Source organism: Kushneria sinocarnis (assembly GCF_003633775.1).
GTDB lineage: Bacteria > Pseudomonadota > Gammaproteobacteria > Pseudomonadales > Halomonadaceae > Kushneria > Kushneria sinocarnis.
This window is the reverse complement of record NZ_RBIN01000003.1, coordinates 221,479-243,559: the sequence shown is the minus strand read 5'-3', so window position 1 is coordinate 243,559 and position 22,081 is coordinate 221,479. Positions and strand designations below refer to the sequence as shown.

Annotated in this window: 25 protein-coding genes and 1 tRNA gene; 17 read left to right on the top strand and 9 right to left on the bottom strand. The window is 59.0% G+C overall.

The annotated features are described in order from the left end of the window. The first annotated feature begins 8 nt into the window (after positions 1 to 8). The 8 genes from cobU to C7446_RS05940 all read left to right on the top strand — a co-directional run bounded on the left by cobU (position 9) and on the right by C7446_RS05940 (position 5,654). A complete protein-coding gene (cobU, locus tag C7446_RS05975) occupies positions 9 to 536 on the top strand; it encodes a bifunctional adenosylcobinamide kinase/adenosylcobinamide-phosphate guanylyltransferase (protein ID WP_121172184.1) in 528 nt (175 codons plus the stop codon). Further along, entirely contained in the window at positions 533 to 1,210 is a 678-nt protein-coding gene (cobC, locus tag C7446_RS05970; RefSeq protein WP_121172183.1) for an alpha-ribazole phosphatase family protein, read from the top strand. Before cobU ends, cobC begins: the two co-directional genes overlap by 4 nt. 25 nt (positions 1,211 to 1,235) lie before the next feature. Beyond that, complete coding sequence (gene cbiB, locus C7446_RS05965) at positions 1,236 to 2,171, top strand: adenosylcobinamide-phosphate synthase CbiB (RefSeq protein ID WP_121172182.1); 936 nt, start codon at positions 1,236 to 1,238, stop codon at positions 2,169 to 2,171. A gap of 3 nt (positions 2,172 to 2,174) precedes the next feature. After that, the gene (locus C7446_RS05960; protein ID WP_121172181.1) at positions 2,175 to 3,266 is read left to right on the top strand and encodes an aminotransferase class I/II-fold pyridoxal phosphate-dependent enzyme; all 1,092 of its coding nucleotides are present in this window, start codon (positions 2,175 to 2,177) and stop codon (positions 3,264 to 3,266) included. Further along, the gene (gene bluB, locus C7446_RS05955) at positions 3,263 to 3,919 is read left to right on the top strand and encodes a 5,6-dimethylbenzimidazole synthase (RefSeq protein WP_121172180.1); all 657 of its coding nucleotides are present in this window, start codon (positions 3,263 to 3,265) and stop codon (positions 3,917 to 3,919) included. The genes C7446_RS05960 and bluB overlap by 4 nt, the downstream gene beginning before the upstream one ends. A gap of 132 nt (positions 3,920 to 4,051) precedes the next feature. Then, entirely contained in the window at positions 4,052 to 4,540 is a 489-nt protein-coding gene (locus C7446_RS05950) for a hypothetical protein (protein WP_121172179.1), read from the top strand. A 288-nt stretch (positions 4,541 to 4,828) separates the two neighbouring features. Further along, a complete protein-coding gene (locus tag C7446_RS05945) occupies positions 4,829 to 5,491 on the top strand; it encodes a metallophosphoesterase (RefSeq protein WP_121172178.1) in 663 nt (220 codons plus the stop codon). Between the two features lie 86 nt (positions 5,492 to 5,577). After that, a tRNA-Pro gene (locus C7446_RS05940) sits at positions 5,578 to 5,654 on the top strand. A gap of 788 nt (positions 5,655 to 6,442) precedes the next feature. On the opposite strand, the gene C7446_RS05935 is transcribed toward C7446_RS05940, so the two are convergent. Then, positions 6,443 to 6,697 carry a hypothetical protein gene (locus C7446_RS05935; RefSeq protein WP_121172177.1) on the bottom strand — a complete coding sequence of 85 codons (255 nt, stop codon included), beginning with the start codon at positions 6,695 to 6,697 and terminating at the stop codon, positions 6,443 to 6,445. Between the two features lie 478 nt (positions 6,698 to 7,175). Between C7446_RS05935 and C7446_RS05930 the strand changes: the two genes are divergently transcribed. Together C7446_RS05930 and C7446_RS05925 are read left to right on the top strand one after the other, a co-directional pair. Then, positions 7,176 to 8,096 carry an ATP-grasp fold amidoligase family protein gene (locus C7446_RS05930; protein ID WP_170150011.1) on the top strand — a complete coding sequence of 307 codons (921 nt, stop codon included), beginning with the start codon at positions 7,176 to 7,178 and terminating at the stop codon, positions 8,094 to 8,096. A gap of 295 nt (positions 8,097 to 8,391) precedes the next feature. After that, positions 8,392 to 8,601, top strand: a complete 210-nt coding sequence (locus C7446_RS05925) for a hypothetical protein (RefSeq protein ID WP_121172175.1) — start codon at positions 8,392 to 8,394, stop codon at positions 8,599 to 8,601. Between the two features lie 168 nt (positions 8,602 to 8,769). Here the strand turns inward: C7446_RS05925 and C7446_RS16760 are convergent, their stop codons facing one another. Continuing rightward, the gene (locus tag C7446_RS16760; RefSeq protein WP_281272340.1) at positions 8,770 to 8,895 is read right to left on the bottom strand and encodes a hypothetical protein; all 126 of its coding nucleotides are present in this window, start codon (positions 8,893 to 8,895) and stop codon (positions 8,770 to 8,772) included. Positions 8,896 to 9,113: 218 nt separating this feature from the next. Here C7446_RS16760 and C7446_RS05915 point away from each other — a divergent pair, with 218 nt between their 5' ends. Continuing rightward, the gene (locus tag C7446_RS05915) at positions 9,114 to 9,920 is read left to right on the top strand and encodes an amidohydrolase (RefSeq protein ID WP_121172173.1); all 807 of its coding nucleotides are present in this window, start codon (positions 9,114 to 9,116) and stop codon (positions 9,918 to 9,920) included. Here the strand turns inward: C7446_RS05915 and ycaO are convergent. The 3 genes from ycaO to gloB all read right to left on the bottom strand — a co-directional run bounded on the left by ycaO (position 9,915) and on the right by gloB (position 13,981). After that, a complete protein-coding gene (ycaO, locus tag C7446_RS05910; protein WP_121172172.1) occupies positions 9,915 to 11,684 on the bottom strand; it encodes a 30S ribosomal protein S12 methylthiotransferase accessory factor YcaO in 1,770 nt (589 codons plus the stop codon). The two genes, C7446_RS05915 and ycaO, sit on opposite strands and share 6 nt — an antisense overlap. Positions 11,685 to 11,703: 19 nt before the next feature. Next, the gene (locus C7446_RS05905; protein ID WP_170150010.1) at positions 11,704 to 12,924 is read right to left on the bottom strand and encodes a LysM peptidoglycan-binding domain-containing protein; all 1,221 of its coding nucleotides are present in this window, start codon (positions 12,922 to 12,924) and stop codon (positions 11,704 to 11,706) included. 289 nt (positions 12,925 to 13,213) lie between these two features. Beyond that, positions 13,214 to 13,981 (bottom strand): hydroxyacylglutathione hydrolase, encoded by a 768-nt coding sequence (gene gloB, locus C7446_RS05900; protein ID WP_121172170.1) that lies wholly within the window; start codon positions 13,979 to 13,981, stop codon positions 13,214 to 13,216. Between the two features lie 145 nt (positions 13,982 to 14,126). Between gloB and C7446_RS05895 the strand changes: the two genes are divergently transcribed. From C7446_RS05895 to nudC, 4 genes are read left to right on the top strand one after another with little or no spacing between them, the layout of a single operon-like run. Continuing rightward, positions 14,127 to 14,960: a methyltransferase domain-containing protein gene (locus C7446_RS05895; protein ID WP_121172169.1), complete on the top strand. Its 834-nt coding sequence runs from the start codon at positions 14,127 to 14,129 to the stop codon at positions 14,958 to 14,960. Next, positions 14,957 to 15,421, top strand: a complete 465-nt coding sequence (gene rnhA / locus C7446_RS05890; protein WP_121172168.1) for a ribonuclease HI — start codon at positions 14,957 to 14,959, stop codon at positions 15,419 to 15,421. Before C7446_RS05895 ends, rnhA begins: the two co-directional genes overlap by 4 nt. A 27-nt stretch (positions 15,422 to 15,448) precedes the next feature. Continuing rightward, positions 15,449 to 16,183: a DNA polymerase III subunit epsilon gene (gene dnaQ / locus C7446_RS05885; protein ID WP_121172167.1), complete on the top strand. Its 735-nt coding sequence runs from the start codon at positions 15,449 to 15,451 to the stop codon at positions 16,181 to 16,183. A gap of 2 nt (positions 16,184 to 16,185) precedes the next feature. Next, positions 16,186 to 16,965 (top strand): NAD(+) diphosphatase, encoded by a 780-nt coding sequence (nudC, locus tag C7446_RS05880; RefSeq protein WP_121172166.1) that lies wholly within the window; start codon positions 16,186 to 16,188, stop codon positions 16,963 to 16,965. On the opposite strand, the gene C7446_RS05875 is transcribed toward nudC, so the two are convergent. After that, on the bottom strand, positions 16,962 to 17,300 hold the full coding sequence (locus C7446_RS05875; RefSeq protein ID WP_121172165.1) for an SCP2 sterol-binding domain-containing protein: 339 nt from the start codon (positions 17,298 to 17,300) through the stop codon (positions 16,962 to 16,964). The two genes, nudC and C7446_RS05875, sit on opposite strands and share 4 nt — an antisense overlap. 122 nt (positions 17,301 to 17,422) lie before the next feature. Here C7446_RS05875 and sohB point away from each other — a divergent pair, with 122 nt between their 5' ends. Continuing rightward, entirely contained in the window at positions 17,423 to 18,460 is a 1,038-nt protein-coding gene (gene sohB, locus C7446_RS05870; protein WP_121172164.1) for a protease SohB, read from the top strand. Positions 18,461 to 18,515: 55 nt separating this feature from the next. On the opposite strand, the gene C7446_RS05865 is transcribed toward sohB, so the two are convergent. Beyond that, positions 18,516 to 18,830, bottom strand: a complete 315-nt coding sequence (locus C7446_RS05865) for an ArsR/SmtB family transcription factor (RefSeq protein ID WP_121172163.1) — start codon at positions 18,828 to 18,830, stop codon at positions 18,516 to 18,518. Positions 18,831 to 19,102: 272 nt separating this feature from the next. On the opposite strand from C7446_RS05865, the gene C7446_RS05860 reads away from it, so the two are divergent. Further along, positions 19,103 to 19,882, top strand: a complete 780-nt coding sequence (locus tag C7446_RS05860; RefSeq protein ID WP_121172162.1) for an alpha/beta fold hydrolase — start codon at positions 19,103 to 19,105, stop codon at positions 19,880 to 19,882. 5 nt (positions 19,883 to 19,887) lie between these two features. Here the strand turns inward: C7446_RS05860 and C7446_RS05855 are convergent, their stop codons facing one another. After that, on the bottom strand, positions 19,888 to 21,300 hold the full coding sequence (locus C7446_RS05855) for a 3'-5' exonuclease family protein (RefSeq protein WP_121172161.1): 1,413 nt from the start codon (positions 21,298 to 21,300) through the stop codon (positions 19,888 to 19,890). A gap of 97 nt (positions 21,301 to 21,397) precedes the next feature. Continuing rightward, the gene (gene mntR / locus C7446_RS05850) at positions 21,398 to 21,856 is read right to left on the bottom strand and encodes a manganese-binding transcriptional regulator MntR (protein WP_070977432.1); all 459 of its coding nucleotides are present in this window, start codon (positions 21,854 to 21,856) and stop codon (positions 21,398 to 21,400) included. Between the last annotated feature and the right edge of the window lie 225 nt (positions 21,857 to 22,081).

The window sequence follows — 22,081 nt, the reverse complement described above, 5'->3', positions numbered from 1 at the left end:
ACATCTTCATGCTGGAATTGATTCTGGGAGGGGCGCGTAGTGGCAAGAGCGCCTTTGCCGAGCGACTCGCGCTGGATCACGAGGGCGTGGTGACCTATGTGGCCACTGCCAGAGCGCTTGACGAAGAGATGCGCGAGCGGATTGAAACGCATCGCGCGCGCCGCCCGGCGCACTGGCGATTACAGGAGAGCCCTCTGGCTCTGGCCGAAACGCTGTCACAGCTTGATGAACCGAATGGACTGATATTGGTGGACTGTCTCACGCTCTGGCTTACCAATGCGCTGCTGGCCGAAGAGGCGGAGGCCTGGGAGAGTGAGCTTTTGCGGCTGCTGGAACTGCTGGAGTCACCGCCGGCGGGTCGCATATTGCTGGTCAGCAATGAGGTCGGGCAGGGGATTACGCCGCTCGAGCCGCTGTCCCGGCGTTTTGTCGATGAAGCGGGGCGGTTGCACCAGGCGCTGGCCGCCCGTGCCTCGCGTGTCTGGTGGGTTACCGCCGGTTTGCCCCAGTGCCTCAAGGGGGCGTGCTCCTCATGACCTCTCACGACTCCGTCGCTTCGAGCGGCTATCGCTCACTGATCATTGATTGCCTGCGCCACGGTGAGTGCGAAGGGGCCCGGGGCCTGCGTGGACAGCAGGATGTCGAGCTGACCTGCGATGGCAGGGCCGCCATGCACGCCAGTGGCGCTCGATTGCCCAAACCGGATCGGCTGCTTTCGTCTCCCTTGACGCGCTGTCGCTCGGTTGCGGTCGAACTGGCCGAGCAGTGGGGGCTCGAGTGCAGGATCGATGACGATCTCATGGAAATGCACTTCGGTGAGTGGGAGGGCAGGTCACTCAGGGAGCTGGCCGACCGGGAGCCGGAAGCTCTGGCCGCCTTCTGGCGCGACCCGGCTCGGGCCGCGCCACCCGGTGGTGAACCGCTCGATGCCTTCGAGACCCGAGTCGAACGGGCCTGGCAGCACTGTCTGGCTGCTCCGGTTCAGCATCAGCTGATAGTCACCCATGGTGGCGTGATCAAGACCTGGTTGGCCAAAGCTCTGAAAATGGAGACTCGACAAGCGATGCATCTGCATCGGCTTGAAGTGGCGCATTCAGGCGTGATGCGCCTGCGCGTGGAGCTGCTGCCCGGGGAAGCACCGCTGGCGCAGCTGCTGTTTCTGGGAGTCCCCGGGGCCTCCATGACGCTGCCGAGCCTGAATTCGTATTGAAATATTATACCGTTATCTACCCTTAATGATTATATCAATCACCGCTGCACTGACCTTGGACAGAATACTGGGAGAGCCAGGACGATGGCATCCTCTGATCGGGCTCGGTCGATATATCAGCATTATTGAAGACAGGCTCCACACACAACAGTCGGAGCGCCACTCGAACCTGTTCAGAGGCAGCCTTGCCTGGCTTGCGGTCATGGTGCCCGGCATGACTCTGGCCGGGCTGACGACCCTGCTGTTATCCATGACTGCCGACTGGCTGGCAGTCGTGGTTCAGGCACTGGTGCTTTATATGGCACTGGGCTGGCAGAGCCTGCTGCTGCATGCCCGCCGAGTGGCAAAGCCGCTCCACACTGGTGATCTGACAACGGCCAGAGAGCAGCTGGCAATGATTGTCAGCCGGGAGACAAAAACGCTGGATGAGCGCGGTATTGCTCTGGCTGCGACCGAATCCGTACTGGAAAATGGCAGTGACGCTGTCTTCGCAACCCTGTTCTGGTTCGCCGTGGCAGGCATACCCGGGGTTGTAGGCTATCGTATCGTGAACACCCTGGACGCCATGTGGGGTTATCGCAGCAAGCGCTATAATGAGTTCGGCCGACTCGCGGCGCGTGCCGACGATGTCATGAACTTTTTTCCGGCACGCCTGTGTGCACTGAGCTATGCGCTTTGTGCACTGCATCCGCAGCGGGTGCGCCAGGCCCTGAGCTGCTGGCGTCAGCAGGGTAGGCAGTGGAAGAGTCCCAACGCCGGGCCGGTCATGGCGGCCGGAGCAGGTGCTCTTGATGTCAGGCTCGGTGGGCCGGGGCGCTACCACGGACACTGGCAGGCGCGACCGGTGCTGGGTGCCGGAGGTGCACCAAATGCACGGACACTCGACCTGGCCTGCCGGCTGATCAATCGCGCGGTGGTGCTATGGTGCCTCGTGCTGCTCCTGCTAAAAGTCATGAGCTGACTCATGTCGAACGTTTTTCGCATTATACCGCTGACCTTCGGGGAAGGGCCGCCGAGACATGGCGGCAGTCGACCTCGTGCAAGCGAACAGTCCGGCGGCTGGCTTGATCTGTCCACCGGTGTCAATCCCTGGCATTATCCCTGCAGAGCCGAGGATCTCGAGGCGCTTCGAACACTGCCTGACGAAGAAGAGCCCCTGCTGGCCGCAGCCCGGCAGTACTATCTGAGCGAGCAGGCCGGGGCGGATCGCGAGGTCGTCGAACCGATGATGGTTCCCGGCTCCCAGTGGGCCATCGAGCAGTTGCCGCACTGCTTTCCGCCCGGCCGGGTGGCCCTGCCGATCATTGGTTATCGGGAACATGGCTGGTGCTGGCATCGCAAGGGGCATGCCTGTGTGGGTTATCCGGCCGACGCGCTGGAAGAGGTGGTTGATGAACTCGCCGCTGACAGCGAACTACGCGCCGTGGTGGTAATCAATCCCAATAACCCCACCGGCGACCGTTACTCACCTGACGTCCTGCGAAGGGTCGCGGGGCGACTGGCTGAAGCCGGGATCACGCTGATCATTGATGAGGCCTTTGCCGATGCCGAGCCCGAATTGTCGATGACCGGTCAGCTGCCTGACAATGCGATGGTATTACGCTCGTTCGGCAAGTTTTTCGGGCTGCCCGGCCTGCGCCTGGGCGCAGTGCTGGGGCGGGGCGCCATGATGGCTGAACTGAAAGCAAGAGGTGGCCCCTGGCATGTAGGGGCGCTGGCCCAAAGGATCGGTGCACGAGCCCTGGCCGATGGTGAATGGCAGCAGGGCATGCGTTCGAGGCTTGAGCGCTGGAGCAAGGCATATGCAAGGCTGTTGCAGCAGGCCTTCGAGCCGGATCCGATTCAGGCCCTGGCAGTGACTCCGCTTTTCGTGACCATCACGTTATCCCTGGATCAGGCCGTGGCACGCCAGGAGGCATTGAGATCGCAGAAAGTACTCGTGCGCCTGTGGCCGCTTGATGAACAGCGTGGCTGCCTGCGCTTCGGGCTGTTGCGTGAGGAGGATACGCCTGCCCGACAGCGACTGTTCAACGCTCTGGAGCTGACCCGACCATGACTGCTTCGCATCGTTACAGTGACGAAGAGCGCGCCGCTCTCTATCGCGCCATCAGGGAGCGGCGCGACATGCGTCATTTTCTGCCCGAACCGATCGCTTCCGAGATCATGCAGCGGCTGCTGGAAGCCGCTCATGCTGCGCCCAGTGTGGGTTACATGCAGCCCTGGCGTTTCATCCGTATCACGGATGACATCATGCGCCATGATCTGGCGGAACTGGTTGAAGAGGAACGACAGCGGACTGCCGAGGCGCTGGGCGAGCGTTCAAACGAGTTTCTCCGGCTCAAGGTCGAGGGGATGCGGGAGTGTCCGGAGCTGTGGGTCGTCGCACTGACCGAACAGCGCCAGGCGTATGTATTCGGACGACGAACCATGCCACGCATGGACCTGGCTTCGGCCAGCTGCGCGATCCAGAATCTCTGGCTTGCCGCGCGGGCAGAGGGCATCGGCATGGGCTGGGTTTCCATATTCGATCCCGAAGCAGTGGCAGAAAGGCTTGCCATGCCTGCCGCTGCGGAGCCGATCGCCATTCTCTGCCTGGGGCATGTCGAAGCCTTCTATGAGGGTCCGATGCTGGCGCATGAAGGGTGGGATGAGCGACGCTCCCTAGAAACACTGATCGGTGAAAACGGCTGGCCGACACCTACCGAATGATATGCCGCTGACATCCGAGCTTTTTTCATAATGGGCAGAATGGGCTGACATTGACTAGGATACATGGGTGAATATTCGACTCCAGTGCATCAAGGAGAAGTAATCATGCAGGGAAGGCCATTGCGATCGGGAATGATACTCGCCGTTGGTTCGATTCTGGCTCTGAGCGGTTGCGCCAGCGACAGCAATCAGTCCACGCAAGGTGATAATGCCTCGGCTGCCATGACGGCGCCGCAGCATCAGCAGTACCGCAATACGTCCGAGGGGTATACGCTGACCTACCCCGAGCAGTGGGATACCAACGTCATCGAGCAGGATAGTGCCCAGTGGATGGGGCAAACCCTGCCGGCCGAGAACGTTGCCATGTTTCACTACAAGAACTACGAATCGGACGGTGCTCCGCAGCCGCTGACTGCGCTGGCAGTCTATACCCAGCAGCAGTGGGAACAGCTGAAGTCACAATCCAGGCCGCTGCCGCCGGTCATGGCACGCAAGGGGGATCGCATCCTGGCGGCCTACATAGCTTCCAGCAATCCCTATGATCCGGAATCCGCAAACGGACAGGCTTTTGCCCGTCGCGTTCCGGCACCCGATGATCTTCGCAGCGCCATCAGCTGGTAAGCTGCCCGATACCGGGGCTTTACGAGGCCCCGGTACGTGATGGCAGGCAGGTTGCCTGCCGAGTGATCAAGGGTAACGTTTCAGACTCTTGAGTATCGGCTTTCCTGCCCATCCTGATGCTGCCTCCGGTAGCCAGCTCGAAGGGCGTATCGGGATTGAAACTCCGTACAATTGCCGTCTCGGTCCCTTGCGGATTGGCCATTCCCTGGCGTAAACGCGTCACTGGTATTGATCCGAACAGGTCAGAAGGATGTTATCGATAACTTCGTTGAGAAGGGAGTTGCACTGATGATCGAGCGATTCGGGCAGAATCGCATCGGCGATGATTATGTCGTGGGTGATATCCATGGCCATTACGATGTACTCATGACGACCCTTGAGCATATTGGTTTCAACCGTCAATCCGATCGTCTGTTCTGCGTCGGTGATCTGATTGATCGCGGGCCGCGTTCGCTCGAATGTCTGCAGCTGGTACTGGAGCCGTGGTTCTTCGCCGTGCGTGGTAACCACGAACTCATGGCCAAGAGGGCGCTGTTCGAAAACGAGTGGGGGATGTGGCTGCACAACGGTGGGGCATGGTCAAAGGAGCATGACCGGGTGGCGCTGCGCACGACACTGGCTGAATGCATGATGCAGATGCCCTGGGCGATGGAAGTGGCACTATCGGATGGCCGCAAGGCTGGTATCGTGCATGCCGAACCTCCCGAAGACTGGGCCGCCATCGAGCAGTGTGATCGTCAGGCGCTGGTCTGGTCACGTCAGCGGATTCAGGCTGGTGATACCACGCCGGTACACAACATTACCGGGGTCGTGGTCGGTCATACGCCGGTAGAGCGTCCCCGAATGCTGGGTAATGTGCGCTATATTGACATTGGTGTCTTTCTGTCCAATCGTCTGATCGTTGAAAGATTGAGCGATTCGATGGATCAGGTTGTAACTGGTTCGGCCTGAAGAATTTTTTCATGCCCCTTTCATTCTGCAAGACCGTATTGTAGGATACGCCTCGTTCCACGGAAGTTGGATCGGAACATTGCTGACGGGGCGTAGCGCAGCTTGGTAGCGCGCAACAATGGGGTTGTTGAGGTCGCTGGTTCGAATCCAGTCGCCCCGACCAAGAAGAAAGCGAAATCAGCCACCTGAATGCATGGCATTCAGGTGGCTTTTTTCATGCCCGACTGCGACCGGACAGCAAAAGCCCCTCAGGCCGGGCATATATACTGCCGAATCATTTCTCCTCGTTCGAGGCCTGCCCATCATTCGCCACGTGGGATATGCAACTCTCGGTTGCATGTAGCACGCCGAAACCGCTTGAGCAGTAGGGGCTTGCCGATAGTTTCACCCCCGAACCGAAACGATGCTCTTTTGTCAGGCTTTTCGGATGGCATATCTGGTAAGCCAATCCTGATGAAAACGGCTTTCAGCAGCGCCTTTCCTTGGCTTTGGCAGGGGTAACAAATGGTTAAATTGTGTTATACCGCTGGTCGGCGGGCAACTCAATTGCGAAAGGTGAGAGCTGATATGGAAGTTCGCTACTATGCGAAACAGATGCGGGGCCCTGCCAGAGGAGTACCCATTGAAACCGATCATGCGACCTTCGCCAGGACATCGGACCATGATCAGACCACTTTTCATGGGAAGCAGGGTTCTTCTACCTACCGTGTCAGTTTTGATGGCAGTGTTATTGTTGAAAAAAGAATCAGCAACGGATAAAAGCAGGACCGCCCCCCGTCAGGGTCGTGAAACGCATAAGACAGTGCTGAAACACAGTCTTCATCAGAGCTGAAGCGACCGCGACCGAAAATTGGTGCATTATGACTACGTCGGGCCTTGGGCAGGATAAAGGGAAGAGGTGCCTGAGTTGCCAGGCACCACGGGTGTTGTTTTCGGCTTGCCCTTGTCGAATTAGCGCTCGATGATACCGGGTAGCCTTGTAGCTACAGCATTGGCACGCCGCTCGATTTCTTCAAGTATGCCAATACATTCATCGGACATGCCGGTGTCATTCTGTCTTGTTAGTTCAGCCAGGGTGGCAAGCTGTGAAAAAGCTGTTCTGGCATCTGAAATATCCTGTTCGTCCTTATCCGCAGTAATCTGATTTTCCAGACGCTGAAGATGGTCCTTTGCCAGATCGACAATGTTTCTTTCCAGTCTTATCATCCCGAACTCCTGACGTATTTCATCATTTGTTTCTTGAAACTGCGCTGTTCAACAACGAAAAACGCCCCAGCCTGAGAGGTGGGGCGTTTTAGCTCAAGTTGGCGCAACCGTACTGAAAATCCGCACTGCACGCAACCATGGCCCCATGCACTGCCCCGGCATGAGTCACTGCTTACATCACATCGACTGTAAAACCGAAGCAAAATCAGCAGGCTGATATATTTGCATCGGGGGGAACTACTCCTTCGGTACAGTGCAGGTTTCACCGGTGCCCGGTAAGGCCCGGACCCATCGACAGGGCCCGGGTATTGAGCCGGCCTCCCTCAGGCAGCCGGCATCGTCCTGCTGACGATGCGGATTTTGCCATGCGAGCAGTCGATCAGCGATTCGGCATATATAGTCCATTTACCTTGTGTCACATTAGGTAATGAAAGATTGTTCACCGTTGATATTTCTTATCGAATACAGGGAAGTTCGAATGGCGGATACTACAGCGATTATGCCGTTGGCAGAAGCCAAACCTCCTTTATTGAGCAATCTGATGGGGCGCTTCAGGAGTGCTGCTGTTCGTCATCTTTCCGATGCTCGTTATATAGGCCTGGCCTACAGGAGGGAGTTCGGCAAATTCCCCGATCTGAAACAGCCTGTCGCCTTCAATGAAAAGATATGTCGACGGCGTATCATGCCCAATGCCGATTTTACCGCCCTGTCCGATAGGGTGCAGGCCAGAGCGCATGTCGGAAGAAAAATAGGGAAACAGTTTCTGCCGGAATGTTATCTCATCTGCAAGGTCCTTGATCGGGAACAATACCATGCGCTGCCGCACCGTTTCCTGATGAAGGCCAGCCACGGTAGTAATGCCGAGCTGTGTGTGGAGGATAAATCCGATTATCCTGTCAATTTACTGAATCTACTGGGTCAGAAGTGGCTGGCCACGGATTTTCATCTGTTCGAGCGGATACGCTACTACCAGAAAATCGATCCTCAGCTGATTTTCGAGCAATTACCGCAGGAGTCAATGGATGAGCCTGCGCAGGAATACAGATTCTATTGCTTTCACGGTAACGGGGCAGGGCCGCGCATTTATATCGAGGCTGTACACAGAGGAGCAACCGGCTCGTTTCATGACTATTACGACACTGATTGGCAGTCGATTGAAGTAATCGAAAGTCGTTTTACCTCGGGTATTCATCGACAGCGCCCTGCAATGCTGGATGATGCGCTTGAAGCCGCAGCCGGACTTTCCGAAGGTTTCGGTTTTGCACGAATTGACTTTTACATCGGAGAGAATCAGATCCGCTTCAAGGATATCTCGTTTACTCCGGGAGAGGGGATGATGCATTTCAAAACGCCAGCGCATGACCGAGCCTGGGGGAAACTTTTTGAAGATGCCGTATAACGGTTGACCCCGACAAGGCGAATGCGTCAGATGCTGAAAATATGCTGCCGTGCCGGATTTTTCAGCTGGAACGGGATAAAACGATCATTGAAGAAGTCGACATGCTCTTGAAACGTTCGACCAGGGCAACATCACGCTGAATCGAATCCCGAAAAGGGATCTCATCAGCGGTGTGGGTTTTTGCCATCTGGGCAAGCTGCTATGCTGCATCTGGAACAGGCATGCTGGCCGGTTGAAACACAACCGGTCGAGGCGTGTAAATTTTCATGCCAGACGCTGGAAGAGTGAGCAGCACATGTCGGGTTTCGAGAATATGGTGCTGTGGTTCGCAACATTTTCGCCCATTACCATATCAGTCGGCATGGCGCTTATTGTTGCCGGCATAGTCAAACGCAAGAGACAGCGACCCTGGGCCAATACATTCTGCCTGCTCGGCATTGTCATCATGATCATGGCCGCTGCTGGTGCATGGTATATTGGCCAGGTGTATACCCCGCCTGCCTGAAACGGCGATTCGGACCATCTCCGGCCCGAATCAGTTGATCATCCTTTCCCTGTCATTGCACCTTTCGTTTTTTGCACCTGCGTCTCCCGATGCCCCGAAGAGTGGGGCACCATCGATCATCCCTGAACGGATCTCAAGAGCCATTGCAGTGAGTACGCAGGAGAAAAATCAGCCTTCTCCTTCCGTGTCGACGGGGGAGCCCATTTCACGCATGCGAATAACGCGCTTTACACCCGTATAGGCCAGTGCCCCCAGTGCGATGATGCCAAGTACGGCCAGCTGGTTCATGTCCATGATGTTATCCTCCCTGATAGCTTCCCCAAGGGTATGACATACCGTCAAATCCTGCCTGGCTGCTTTGCGCATTACTGGCATTTTTGCCGCCCGCCCCGCAAGGCCACTGCTGTTGTCATATCATGGGGTCGGGCAATGCTCTATGCTGAGGTCGGCGAGCGATACAGCGCGGTAGAAGGGCGTCTCGCCGGCCGTACAGGGTATACAAGGAGCTGGCCATGAGCGAAATGAGAATCACGCTGGTGCAGGCGGATCCGCGTGGGGACAGTATCAGAGCCAATTGCACCATGCTGGATGAGTGGTTGCGTGACGTGCACGCCACTGATCTGATTGTTCTGCCGGAAATGTTTGCCACCGGCTTTGCCTCGCACATGCCGGATCTGGCCGAAAGCATGGCAGAGAGTCATGCCGTGCAATGGATGCGTGGTCTGGCCGAACGCAGTGGCGCCGTGGTCACCGGGAGCCTGCCCATCCTGGATCAGGGACGCTGTTTCAATCGCCTTGTCTGGGCCTGCCCGGATGGCTCGCTGGACTGGTATGACAAGTGGCATCTGTTTCGCATGGCGGGTGAGCAGGAGCGTTACGGCGCGGGGCAGCAGCGCCGTGTCATTGAGCTGGCCGGTTTCCGCATCCTCCTTGGTGTCTGTTATGACCTGCGTTTCCCGGTATGGCAGCGCAATGTCGATAATGAATATGATGTACTGCTGTGTGTTGCCAACTGGCCTTCCGCCAGAAGAAATGCGTGGCGAACCCTGTTACAAGCGCGGGCAATCGAGAACCAGGCTTATGTGATCGGAGTGAATCGTACCGGGGAAGACGCCAGGGGGCAGCACTACAGCGGGGATTCCATGCTGCTGGATTATACCGGCGAGGCCCTGATCGATGAGCCACAGAGTGTGCCCTTCGTGCGTACCGGCACCATCGGGCTGGAAGGACTGCAGGGTTATCGCGAACGCTTTCCGGCCTGGCGTGATGCCGATCGTTTTTCGCTGCAGCATCCACCCGAGCAGGGCTGGTCGTCATGAGGGTCGCCCGGCCGGGTGTATCCGGCCGGACCAGCGCTGACCATGCAGGACCTTTTCATAGGCCTCCAGCAGACGACCGTGGGCGACGGTCGGAGACCGGGGATCGAGTGCGGGCAATGAAGGGAAGAGCACCTGTGCCTGCGCCAGCTCTTCGGCTTCTTCCACCAGCGCTTCGCCATGGTAGACGTTGAGAGCGCGGCGAAACTCTTCGAGATCCGCATCGGCGTTGAGCAGTGACAGGACATCTTCCAGAGCACGCAGCCGGGTACGTTCATCAAGTGACAGGTGACCGGAACCCAGAATCATGGAGAGCTGGGCCATTGCACCCTCGGTATCTTCCAGTGCCAGCATCAGCCACAGCTTGAGTTCACCGATCCTCAGGCGCGCCCAGGATGTGCCCGGATCACCCACGATACCGGCCCACTCAAGCACCCTGAGCTGCTCGTTGACCCCATGATGCTCCAGGGTTTCAAGCAGCTGCTGCCATGCATGATGCCCGGCACTGGGCAGGTTGAACAGCGTGGCACGATGAGACAACGCCTGATTGTTGTTGTGCCATTTGAGCTCATCGGCGGGATAAACCTCCGAAAAGCCCGGCACGAGGATACGACAGGCATAGGCACCAAGTGCCGTGTGCTCGGCAACGTAAACCTCGTGACCATCCTCGGCCAGAAGGTCGATCAGCGCCTGCTTTGTTGCGGCGTTATCCCGCGGGTCGTCCCAGTCATGAAATGCCACATCGGGCCGATCCCCGAGCAGCGCCCAGCTGACATAACCACTTGAGTCAATGAAATGCAGCTCCAGGTTATAGGGCTCATTGACAAGGTCCATATCCGTCGTGGGCGCCGGGAAGCCTTCCAGCTCGTCCAGGGCACGCCCCTGGAGCAGCTCGGTCATGGCACGCTCCAGTGCCACGCCGAAACGGGGGTGGGCACCGAATGACGCATAGACCCCGCCATCAGCCGGGTTCTGGAGCACGATACACATTACCGGATAACGACCACCCAGTGATCCATCCAGCGCCCTGAGTGTAAACCCGGCAGCTTCAAGCGCCGACATGCCGGCCTGAATCCCGGGATAGCGTTCAAGCACGCTGGCCGGTACTTCGGGCAGGGTAATGGCATCGCTGATGATACGATTCTTGATACCACGCTCGAATATTTCCGAAAGCCCCTGAACCAGAGCTTCATCCCGATTGTTCCCGGCCGACATGCCATTGGAAACAAACAGGTTGCCGATGATATTGACCGGGATCAGGACCTGCCTGCCATCACTGATCCGGGAGTAGGGCAGTGCACATACGCCATGGCCGCTGTCACCGCCGTTGAGATCCTGCAGCTCCCCGAGGGTCAGCTCCCGCTCGGGATCAAAATGATTCAGCGTATGGTCATCCAGTAGCGCCTCGGGCCAAGCATGCTCGTCACGCTGACTGGTATCGAACCAGATCTCATCGCTCTGGTGGATGAAACCGAAGCGTTTCAGCACCGGCGTCAGATAAAAATCTGCCCACAGGTAACGCGTGGACAGACGCTCGAGCAGTTCTCCATAAGCGCTGGCGAGAGCGGCCTGATGAGTACTGCCCTTGCCATTGGCAAAGACCTGAGGACACTCCCGATCGCGAATGTGCACCGACCAGACATGAGGGGCAGGGTTGAGCCAGCGTCCTTCCTCGATATGAAAACCGAGTTCACTGACACAGTGATGCAGCCTATCGATCGAGGCTTCCAGCGCTTCGTCCTTGCCGGGAATCCAGGTCTGGGTCATGAAGGCTCCGCTGTAATGATCAATAAAGGGTAAGCTGCTGGCCCGGCTTCAGGGTCGCATCCGGCCTGAGATCATTCCAGCGCGCCAGCCTGGCGACTCCGACATCATGGCGCTGGGCAATGGACCAGAGGCTCTCTCCTTCACGCACCTGGATCGTGCGTTCACGGGGAGCCTGCGGCCCGGTGGACGGTTTGCCGGGCACCATCAGCGTCTGGCCCACCTGAAGACGAGTGCTGCTCATGCGATTGTGGCTCTTGAGCTGGCCCACGCTGCTGTCATGGCGCGCTGCAATGGCTGACAGGGTATCCCCCGAGCTGACGCGATATTCATGCCATCCCAGCCGTTCCGAGGGGGTCAGCTGTGCCAGCCGTTGCCTGAAGGTATCCACACGATCGGCCGGGATCAGCAGGGGAGGATTGCCCTCGGGACGGGTCAGCTCGCGCTTATAGGCGGGATTGAGTGCCCTCAGGCGCTGCTCGGAAATATCCGCCAGCTGTGCTGCCCGGGAAAGGTTGATCTGGCCATTGGTATTGACCTGGGCAAACTCGGGCCGGGCAGGTACATCGGGAAGCGTTATACCGTAGCGCTCGGGGTCGGAGACGATAGCCGACAGGGCCATCAGCTGAGGCACATAGTTCATGGTTTCGGTTGGCAGATCCAGATGCCAGTAGTCCGTTGGCCGATGATGGCGTTCCGCCTCCCGAATGGCACCATTAACGGTGCCGGGGCCGGCATTGTAGGCGGCCAGAGCCAGCTTCCAGTCACCGTCGTACCAGCGCTGGGCCTGCTGATTCAGATAGCTGAGTGCCGCATCCGTGGCCGCGATCACGTTCAGACGCCCATCATAGCTTCCCGTGCGGGCCAGCCCCATGGCGGCCCCGGTCTTTGGCATGAACTGCCACATGCCGGCCGAACCGGCCGGGTTGTGAGCACTCGGGTCGTAAGCGCTTTCGACAAAGGGTAACAGGGCAAGCTCGGCCGGCATGCCGCGCGCCTTCACTCGCTGCGTTACCCAGGCAAGCCAGTGCCGGGCATTGGTGTTGGCTTCGGTCAGAAAGGAAGGGTGCGCCTCATACCACTCCAGCCATTTCCGAACACGGGGATTGTCCGTTTCATGGGTAAGCGTGAAACCGCTTCGCAGCTGCTGCCAGAGGGAGTCCTCGGATCGGGCATCCAGGGCCAGGGCGCTGTAAAAGCTCGTACTGTCCCGAGTCCCGGCCGTGGGGTCGGCGGTTTCCATGGAAGCCGGGGCCTGATGGGCAAGAACGAGGCTGGAGAGTGTCAATGCAACAAGACCGGCACCCCGTCTTCGGGGCCGGGAACTGTTTTCGGGCGGCATGAAATCAACGTCCTTCCAGGGGGCGCAATGAAGCCTGCAACGGCGGCCATATCCGATAAATCAGCCGCTCGCCATGTCGGCCGAACGTACTGCTTGTTTTCCACAAGGAGGCGCTGTCCATCGGAGCATGCGACAGCAGCCTGAACGCGTGCTCAGGATGAACAGCCATCAGGCTGTAGCCTGCTCGAGATCAGAAACTGTCCTTCCAGGCACGCAGGGTCGCGAACGTGCTGAGCTCATCACTGGCATCGCCCTGTTGCTGGGCGGCCTTGCGCACTCCGGGTTCAGCTACCCTCATGAAGGGGTTGACCGCCTTTTCGCGTCCGATATTGCTCGGTAGCGTGGGACGATCCATGGAGCGAGCCTTCTGGCACTCTTCAAGCAGGGCATCACGGGTCTCGTTCTCGGGCTCGGCCGCCTGGGCGAATTTCAGATTGGCCAGTGTGTATTCGTGTGCCCCGAAGACAAGCGTGTCATCACTGAGTTCCGCAAAACGTGACAGCGCCCTGAACATGTCGTTCGGCTCACCTTCGAACAGTCGGCCGCATCCCCCGCAGAAGAGGGTGTCACCGCAAAACAGCAGTGGTGGCGTGCCGGGGGTCAGGAAGGTAATGTGATCGAGCGTATGCCCGGGTGTCTCCATGACCTCGAACTGTCGCCCGAGCAGGCGGAAGGTATCCCCTTCTCCCACGGTTTCAGTGATGCCTTCGATGCGCGAGTTGTCGGGGCCGATAACACGTGGCGAGTAACGTTCCACCAGCTCCTTCAGGCCACCGGTATGATCGGGGTGATGATGGGTGATCAGGATGGTGGCAACGGTCAGTCCCTGTTGCTCGACTCGTTCGATGACCGGTTCTGCATCACCGGGATCAACCACCACGATACCGGGGGTATTATCCTGCTGAAGCACCCAGATATAATTATCCTTGAATGCAGGTAACGGCTTGACGGTCAACATGGCACCCTCGAGAGTCGCTTGCAGGTTCGGAAAAGTGATATGCCGCACTGGCACGCCCTCGACCCTGAGATGGTCAATCCCGTTTCAGCGGCTCTGGGACGGGCGTCGGCGCAAGGTGCGATAACCTTGCTGGGATGAGTTCGATATGTCAAATCAGCAGTGTGACGCAGTCCGGCTGGTCGAACGTCTACGGGCCGCCAGGCAGTATCTGGGGTCACCATCGGGCCAGGCACTGGTACGTGCCGAACGTGCCTGCCTGGGTCCTGTACTGGAAAATCTTGCCGGACGTCACGGACTCGAGATGACAGCCGGTGGCTCACTGCTTGATCTCTCAGCGGTAGGGCATGTCATGGAATGGGCACCGCGTCACGAGGATGTGCGGCACGCCTCAACGCTTGTCTGTGCTCCGGATGCCATTCCGCTTGCCGATGAAAGCATGGAACTGGTTCTGATCCACCATCTTCTGGAGATGGTTCCGGAGCCCCACCATCTATTGCGTGAAGCCGCCAGGGTGACCGATCACAACGGCCGTCTGCTGATCATCGGCTGGCATCCGTATGGCAGTGCCTGTGCCCGTCACTGGCTGGCTCGCCGATATGGCAGTTGGCCCATGGGAGGCGTCTGGCGCAGCGTCTCGAGGCTGCGTGACTGGCTGACCTTTGTCGATTTCGAAATCGAACACATCGATTACTGCGGTTTTGCTCCCCCCTCGGCCTCCTTGCCGCATGATGCCATGGAAGCGCTGGGCCGACGCTGGAACCTGCCGCTCGGCCAGAGCTTCGTGATCCGGGCCAAACGGCGCATTCAGCGGGTAACACCAGTCAGACCACGTTTCACCCCGCGGTTGCTGGTGCCGGGGGGCTCGCTTCACGGAGGCGTATCTGCAGCCCGGCAGCCCTGCAATGATGAGCGACATTGTTATCCCCGTGACAGACGGGCAAAAGAATTCATATCTCATGTCAGACGGGAGCACTCTTGAGCAAGGATACTACCCCCGAAGTCGTGATCTACACCGATGGCGGCTGTCGCGGCAATCCCGGTATCGGGGGCTGGGGAGCCGTATTGCATTACGGGGAACATGAACGGCTGCTCAGTGGCCATGAGCCTTATACCACCAACAATCGCATGGAGCTGACCGCTGCCATCCGGGCGCTGGAGGCTCTCAGCCGCCCCTGTCGGGTCGCTCTGTGGACAGACTCGGAATACCTGCGCAACGGTATTACCCGTTGGATTCACGGCTGGATCAGAAATGGCTGGAAAACGGCCGCCCGCAAGCCTGTCAAGAATGCCGAGCTCTGGCAGGCCCTGCTGGCACAGACGCAGCGACACAGCATCGAATGGCACTGGGTGAAAGGGCACAGCGGTCATGAAGGTAACGAGCAGGCAGACCGTCTTGCCAATGAGGCGATGGATACGCTTGCGGCCGAATCCGCTTCCTGAATCCCTTTTCAAGGAGAAGACAAGTCCATGAGACAGATCGTGCTTGATACCGAAACCACCGGGATCGAGGTAAGGGATGGTCATCGTCTGATCGAAATCGGGGGGGTCGAGCTGATCAACCGGCGTCTGACCGGGCGTCACTATCACCAGTACATCAATCCCCAACGAGCCATCGATGCCGAGGCTGTCGGGGTGCACGGCATTACCAACGAGCGGGTTGCCGATGAACCGGTCTTCGCCGAGATCGCGGATGAATTCTGGGCGTTCATCGACGGCGCCGAACTGGTGATTCACAACGCACCTTTCGATGTCGGCTTCATCGACCAGGAGCTGGTCTGGCTCAGCGCCGAACGCAGTCAACCGGCCCTGGGCCCGGTAGCCGAAAACTGCAGTATTCTGGACACCCTGAAACTGGCGCGGGAACGCCATCCGGGACAGCGCAACTCGCTGGACGCACTGTGCAAGCGTTACGATATCGACAATGGTCGTCGTGAGCTGCACGGCGCCCTGCTGGATGCTGAAATCCTGGCGGATGTCTATCTGGCGATGACCGGTGGCCAGACGTCGCTGGTACTGGGCACGCGGAACTCCCGTGAACAGCAGAGTGCCACGGGGGTCAGCGGGATCAGCCGGCTGGCAAGCGATCGCCCATCGCTGAAGGTGGTAAAGCCAGGTGATGATGAATGGCAGGCTCATCAGCAGGCACTGGCACGACTGCGTGAAGATGGAGAAGAATGCCTCTGGGACCAGCTGGGCTCCTGATCATGCTGACTCGTGAAATCGCATCCCTGACCGACTGTCGGCAGGGTTATCTGGTTCGTATCAATGAGCAGGGCATTGCCGACAACGGCCGCAATGGTGTTCTCCAGTCACCCGGACGTTGGCCGGAGGGGGCCATTGCACTGGGCTACTGGCATCAGGTACCGGTGGCGGTAGTTGTCGAGCAGGGCAGTGAATCGTGGCCACCGGCGCGTGACTGGCTGGGTCGGCTGGACGAGCCTTCCTTTGCGCTGGTGTCGACAGCACTGCAGGTGGCTCGCTGGGCCCGCGATCACCGTTTCTGCGGACGCTGCGGGACCGCCATGAAACGCCGTCGGGGCGAATTTGCCATGGAATGCCCGGAGTGCGGGCATCGCAGCTATCCCCGCATTTCCCCCTGTATCATCACCCTGGTGACCCACGGCCGGGAGCTGCTGTTGGCACGCAGCCCACGGTTTCCTTCGGGTCGCTTCAGTACGCTGGCCGGCTTCATCGAGCCGGGTGAATCGGCCGAAGAGGCGGTGCGGCGTGAGGTATTCGAAGAGGTGGGTGTGTGCGTCGGACGCATCAGCTACTTTCGCAGTCAGTCATGGCCGATGCCGCACTCCTTCATGATGGGCTATTATGCGGAAGCCTCCAGCCGCGAGCTTGAGATCGATGGCGTGGAGATCGAGGCTGCGGACTGGTTTCTGCCGGAGCAGCTGCCCGGCCTGCCACCTTCCTATTCGATCTCTCGCCATCTGATCGATAATTTCCTGCACAGTACGGCAGGCTTTCAGGGCTAGCCCGGGTCCCTTCCATTGCCCGGCTTGTCGAACAGACGGGAAAGCCGGGCCACCAGCATGATGTCGCCCCTGACCCGTACCCGGCCTGACATGATGGCCTGGATACCGCTCAGTTCATGACGGATCAGTTGCACCACCGTTTCCGAGCTGGCAAACAGGACGGCAGCCGGCGACTCGTTTCGGCCGCGGATGAAGTCGAGTTGTCCGTCATCGATCACCATGTGCCAGATGTCACCCTCATCCAGCTCCAGCTGGAGCACTGCATGAAGGCCATGTGCACTGGTGCTGTCGAAGCGGGCGCCGAGTTCGGAAATCAGGTGCTGGCTGTCGTACATGATGAAAGGTACGTGGCTGGTTCCGGATGATCGAGACTCGAGGCGGGATACCCGCTGAAACCGGGGCGGCACAGCCGGGCTCGGGCCTTATTCACATATTGCATACATCATGAGGATATATCGTGGGCGACTGGTTGTACGAATATGGAATGTTTCTGGCTGAAGTCGCTACCCTGGTCGTGGCAATAGCCGCCATTGCGGCAATCATCGTTCGAGCCCGTAGCCATGGGGGCGCTCGACAGGGTACGAACCTGCAGGTCCGTGACCGCCGGGCACATCTGCGTCGCCATCGTGAAACGCTCGAGGATGCACGTCTTTCCCGTGCTCAGCGACTCCGTCGACAGAAGCAGCGGCGCAAGCAGGTACGCCGCGAGCGGCGTGATCGCAGTAACGATCAGCGTAACACGCTCTGGGTGCTGGATTTTCACGGTGATCTCAAGGCATCACGCATTCCCTCCCTGACCGAAGAGATTTCCGCCATTCTGCTGGCAGCCGAAAGCGGTGATGAGGTGATGATCCGCCTGGAATCCGGTGGAGGGCTGGTGCATTCCTACGGTCTGGCCAGTGCCCAGCTTGATCGTCTGAGAGAGGCCGGACTCGGGCTGACCATCTGTGTCGATCGGGTCGCTGCCAGTGGTGGCTACATGATGGCCTGCTGTGCCGATCATCTGATAGCCGCACCCTTCGCCGTGATCGGTTCCATCGGCGTGGTGGCACAGGTGCCCAATGTTCACCGCCTGCTGAAACGCAACGATATCGATGTGGATGTACTGACTGCCGGCCGTTACAAGCGCACCCTGACCGTACTGGGCGAAAACACCGAAGAGGGCAGGGCCAGGTTCCTCGAGGATCTCCGGGAAACCCATGACCTGTTCAAGTCATGGGTCAGCGAGCATCGCCCGGCCCTCGATATCGAACAGGTCGCCGATGGTGATATCTGGTTCGGCACCCAGGCGCTCGAAACCGGACTGATCGATGAGGTCAATACCAGCGAAGCATGGCTTCAGAGCCACGGCGATGAACTTCGCATTCTGGAAGTGTCGCTCAGGTCGAAGCGTTCTGTCATGCAGCGACTGGGGCAAACGGCAGGCAGTGCCATCGAGCGTGGCGTCGATCGGGCCATAGAGCGAGTCACGGCATCCCGCTGGGATCGCCAATAATCAATGGCCGGTGAAATCGACACCGGTGCCTGATTCCCGATATCGGTAGTCGGGGTCAGGAGCGACGCAGTCCGACCAGCGTATCGATGACCGCCACTGCCTGCTCGCCACGCAGCGAATAATAGATGGTCTGGGAAGCGCGGCGGGTATTGACCAGCTCTTCCCGTCGCAGTACTGCCAGATGCTGTGAGAGTGCCGACTGACTGAGATCGAGTTGGGTGTTGAGCTCGGTAACCGACATCTCACCCTTGCGCAGCAGACAGAGAATGCGCAGTCGATTCTCATTGGCCATGGCCTTGAGCAATGAAGCGGACTCGATAACCATCTCGCACCCTGCCTCAGCCATCGGTGACGTGGTGCATGCGCTCATGAAGACTCCTTTCGGGAAAGATCGGGGCGACCGTATCGACACCCGTTGTTCACCGAATGATCAATAAACCAAAAATGGTTGTCCATAAGCTGAATTAACGCTCTTTCAACGGTGCTGTGAAGCACATTTTCAGGCGATTGTTCGCCTTCGCCCAACGCTTCGCCCGGGCGGGTGTCAGGACAGGCTGGGCACTGCCTGCAGGTCGAGTGCCAGCAGGGGTGTTACACTCTGGCAGTACCGGTGCCCGCAAGAGGACAGGAGTGGAGTACGGCATGACGCTTGAGTTGCATCATACGGATACAGGTGGCGATGGACCGATACTGGTGATTCTCCATGGTCTGTTCGGAAGCCTGGACAACTGGCGCTCCCACATTCGGGTCTGGCAGGAGCAGTATCGGGTCATTGCCATGGATCTGCGCAACCATGGACGCTCTCCTCATGCGGAAGGCATGAGCTACGATGCCATGGCGCAGGATGTACTGGCCGTGCTGGATCAGCTGGATATCAGGGAGTGTTTCCTGCTGGGGCACTCCATAGGGGGCAAGCTGGCCATGACGCTGGCGCGCCAGCAGGCAGATCGAATTGCCGGCCTGATCGTGGCCGACATCGCGCCGGTGGCCTATGAACACGGTCACGATGACATCTTCAGGGCCATGCATGCCGCTGAAGATGCCCAGCCCGAGTCGCGCCGCGAAGCCGATGAGGCCATGACGACCGCCATCGGGACGCCCGCCATCCGCCAGTTCCTCTCCACCAATCTGGTGCGTGACGAATGGGGGGTGCTGGGCTGGCGAGTAGGGCTGGAACAGATTGAAGCCGACTATGCTGCCCTGGCAGCAGCGCCGGCAGGAGAGGCACCTTATCCGGGCCCCGCTCTGGTGCTTCGTGGCGATCGGTCCGATTACGTACCGGACAGCACCCATGAGGCCATCATGGCAGTACTGCCCCATGCGAGTATCGAAACCCTGAACGGTGCCGGGCACTGGCTGCATGCCGAGCAGCCCGAAGCCTTTCGCCAGGCCGTGGACCGGTTCCTGAAAACCGCCGGGTAGGCCGCTCAATCCAGAGCAATGATGTCGTCACTGTCGGCATATTCGGGCATGAAACGGCGCAGTATCCGATAGGTATCAGCGTCGAAGCTCACGGGGGTGCCACTTTCCGGGGCCTCCATGAGATGGCTGAAGCTGCCCAGGTAGCACCACTGGTCCACCAGATGATAGGTCGGCACGCCCTGGTCATCATGCTCGCGAAAAGCCACTCGTCCGGGCCAGGGCCAGTGTCGGACGCGCAGCCCCTCCAGGGCGGCCAGCGCTCTCTCGGAGTGCACCTCGATGGATTCCTCACCGCAACAGGCGCCGCTGCAGCGCCCGAGCTGATGTGCAAAGCATCGCCCCCGACCACTTTCGAGACCGAGCACCCGGGGGCAGAGGCCATGCTCTTCGGCAATCTGCCGCAGTGCCTTGGTGGCCTCACCACGGGATCGAAACATGCCGAATGCTGTACCGTCACTGGCCTGGCCGAGCGCTTCGGCCCCTGCCAGCTCGGGGCGCTCGGCAGCCGTACGCCACCACCAGGTCTTCAGCGAGGACTGACGCCGAAGCTTCCGGTTGTAGATCGGAGACAGCTGCTTGACCAGGTGCGACTCGAGCAGTTGCGCCCCCAGATCACCTGAGGTCTCATGCCAATCAAGATGATGGAGCTGACGCATGATTTTCATTTCACGGTCATTACGATGATCACTGTTGAAATGACTCAGTACCCGTGAGCGCAGATTGATGCTCTTGCCGATATAAAGCGGCATGCGGTCCTGGCCATAGAACAGGTAGACGCCCGGACGGGTGGGCAGTTCATCAAGCAGATTGGGATCGAGATGGGCTGGCAGGCTGCTGTTCCGTTCCTGGGCAAGTGCCAGTGACTCGATCCTTTCGGTCTGATGATGGCGACTCCAGTGCTGCCAGAGTGTCAGCAGGGCCTCGGCGTCTCCCCGGGCACGATGGCGTGCCGAACAGGAGAGCCCATGACGGGCAATCAGGTCATCAAGTCCATAGTGATGAAAGCCGGGCTCCAGCTGACGCGAAAGCCGGAGTGTACAGATGACCCGGGCATGAAAGCGGCCTCCGAGACGACGGTACTCGTTACGCAGAAAGCTGATATCGAAGCGGGCATTGTGCGCCACCAGAATGCCGCCCTCGGCCCAGTGGCGGAACTCATCGGCAATGGTCTCGAAGGCCGGCTGACCCTGCACGGTTTCATCACTGATGCCTGTCAGGCCGGTGATGGCCTGCGGAATCAGCACACCGGGGTCCACCAGGGTAACGAACCGATCCACCACTTCACCATCCAGCACCTTGAGGGCTGCAATCTCGGTAATGCGATCGCGAGTGGCGCGCGTGCCGGTGGTCTCCAGATCGAGGAAGATCAGGGGCGTATCAGCCAGCGGCAGATGAGGAGAGGCAGAAGCAGATGACATCAGACGAAAGCGACTTCGGTACGCAGGAGATTCGGGCTCATCCGGCCATGCATCTCACCGGATGGCCGGGGGCATGCCCCGTCATGCCGGCGCCGGTTCAGCGGTCAGAGGTTTCACGATTGCCTCGGGCGCGAGCCGCCAGCTCGGGATTTTCCTGCAGGAAACGGTGCATGGCAGCTACGGTCTCATCGCTGCAGTGGTGCTCGATGCCTTCGGAATCGGCGCGTGCCACGGCATCAGGCACGCCCAGCGCCACCAGGGTATCGAGCACCACCCGATGGCGTGAAGCGACCTTCTGAGCGAGCTCTTCTCCCGACTCGGTCAGGAAAATGCCCCGATAAGGGCGCGCATTGACCAGTCCATCCCGCTTGAGCCGAGAGACGACCTTGGAGACGGCCGCGGGGCTGACGCCGAAACGTTCGGCCAGATCACTGGCACGTGCTTCACCCAGGTGGCGATGCAGATGAGCAATCTCTTCCACATAATCCTCGACCAGCTCGCGCTGATGGTCCTGACGAACACGTTCGAAATGTTCGTGATGGGGCGTTAGATTCATGTGGCTCTCGCGACTCTCGGGTTATTCACGAACCAGAGTAGAAAATAACACATAAAAGTTGAGTAGAATAATAAGGAATGCGTACATCCGCGCAGGTTGCCGGCTTACTGCTGCCATATCCCGCACTCCAGGCATGCAGGCCAGCATGGGGAAGACAGGGCGACGGTCTCGCTGATCTCATGCCCCGTATGATCTGCAGACCATAGAAGACGCGGGGGCAGCAGA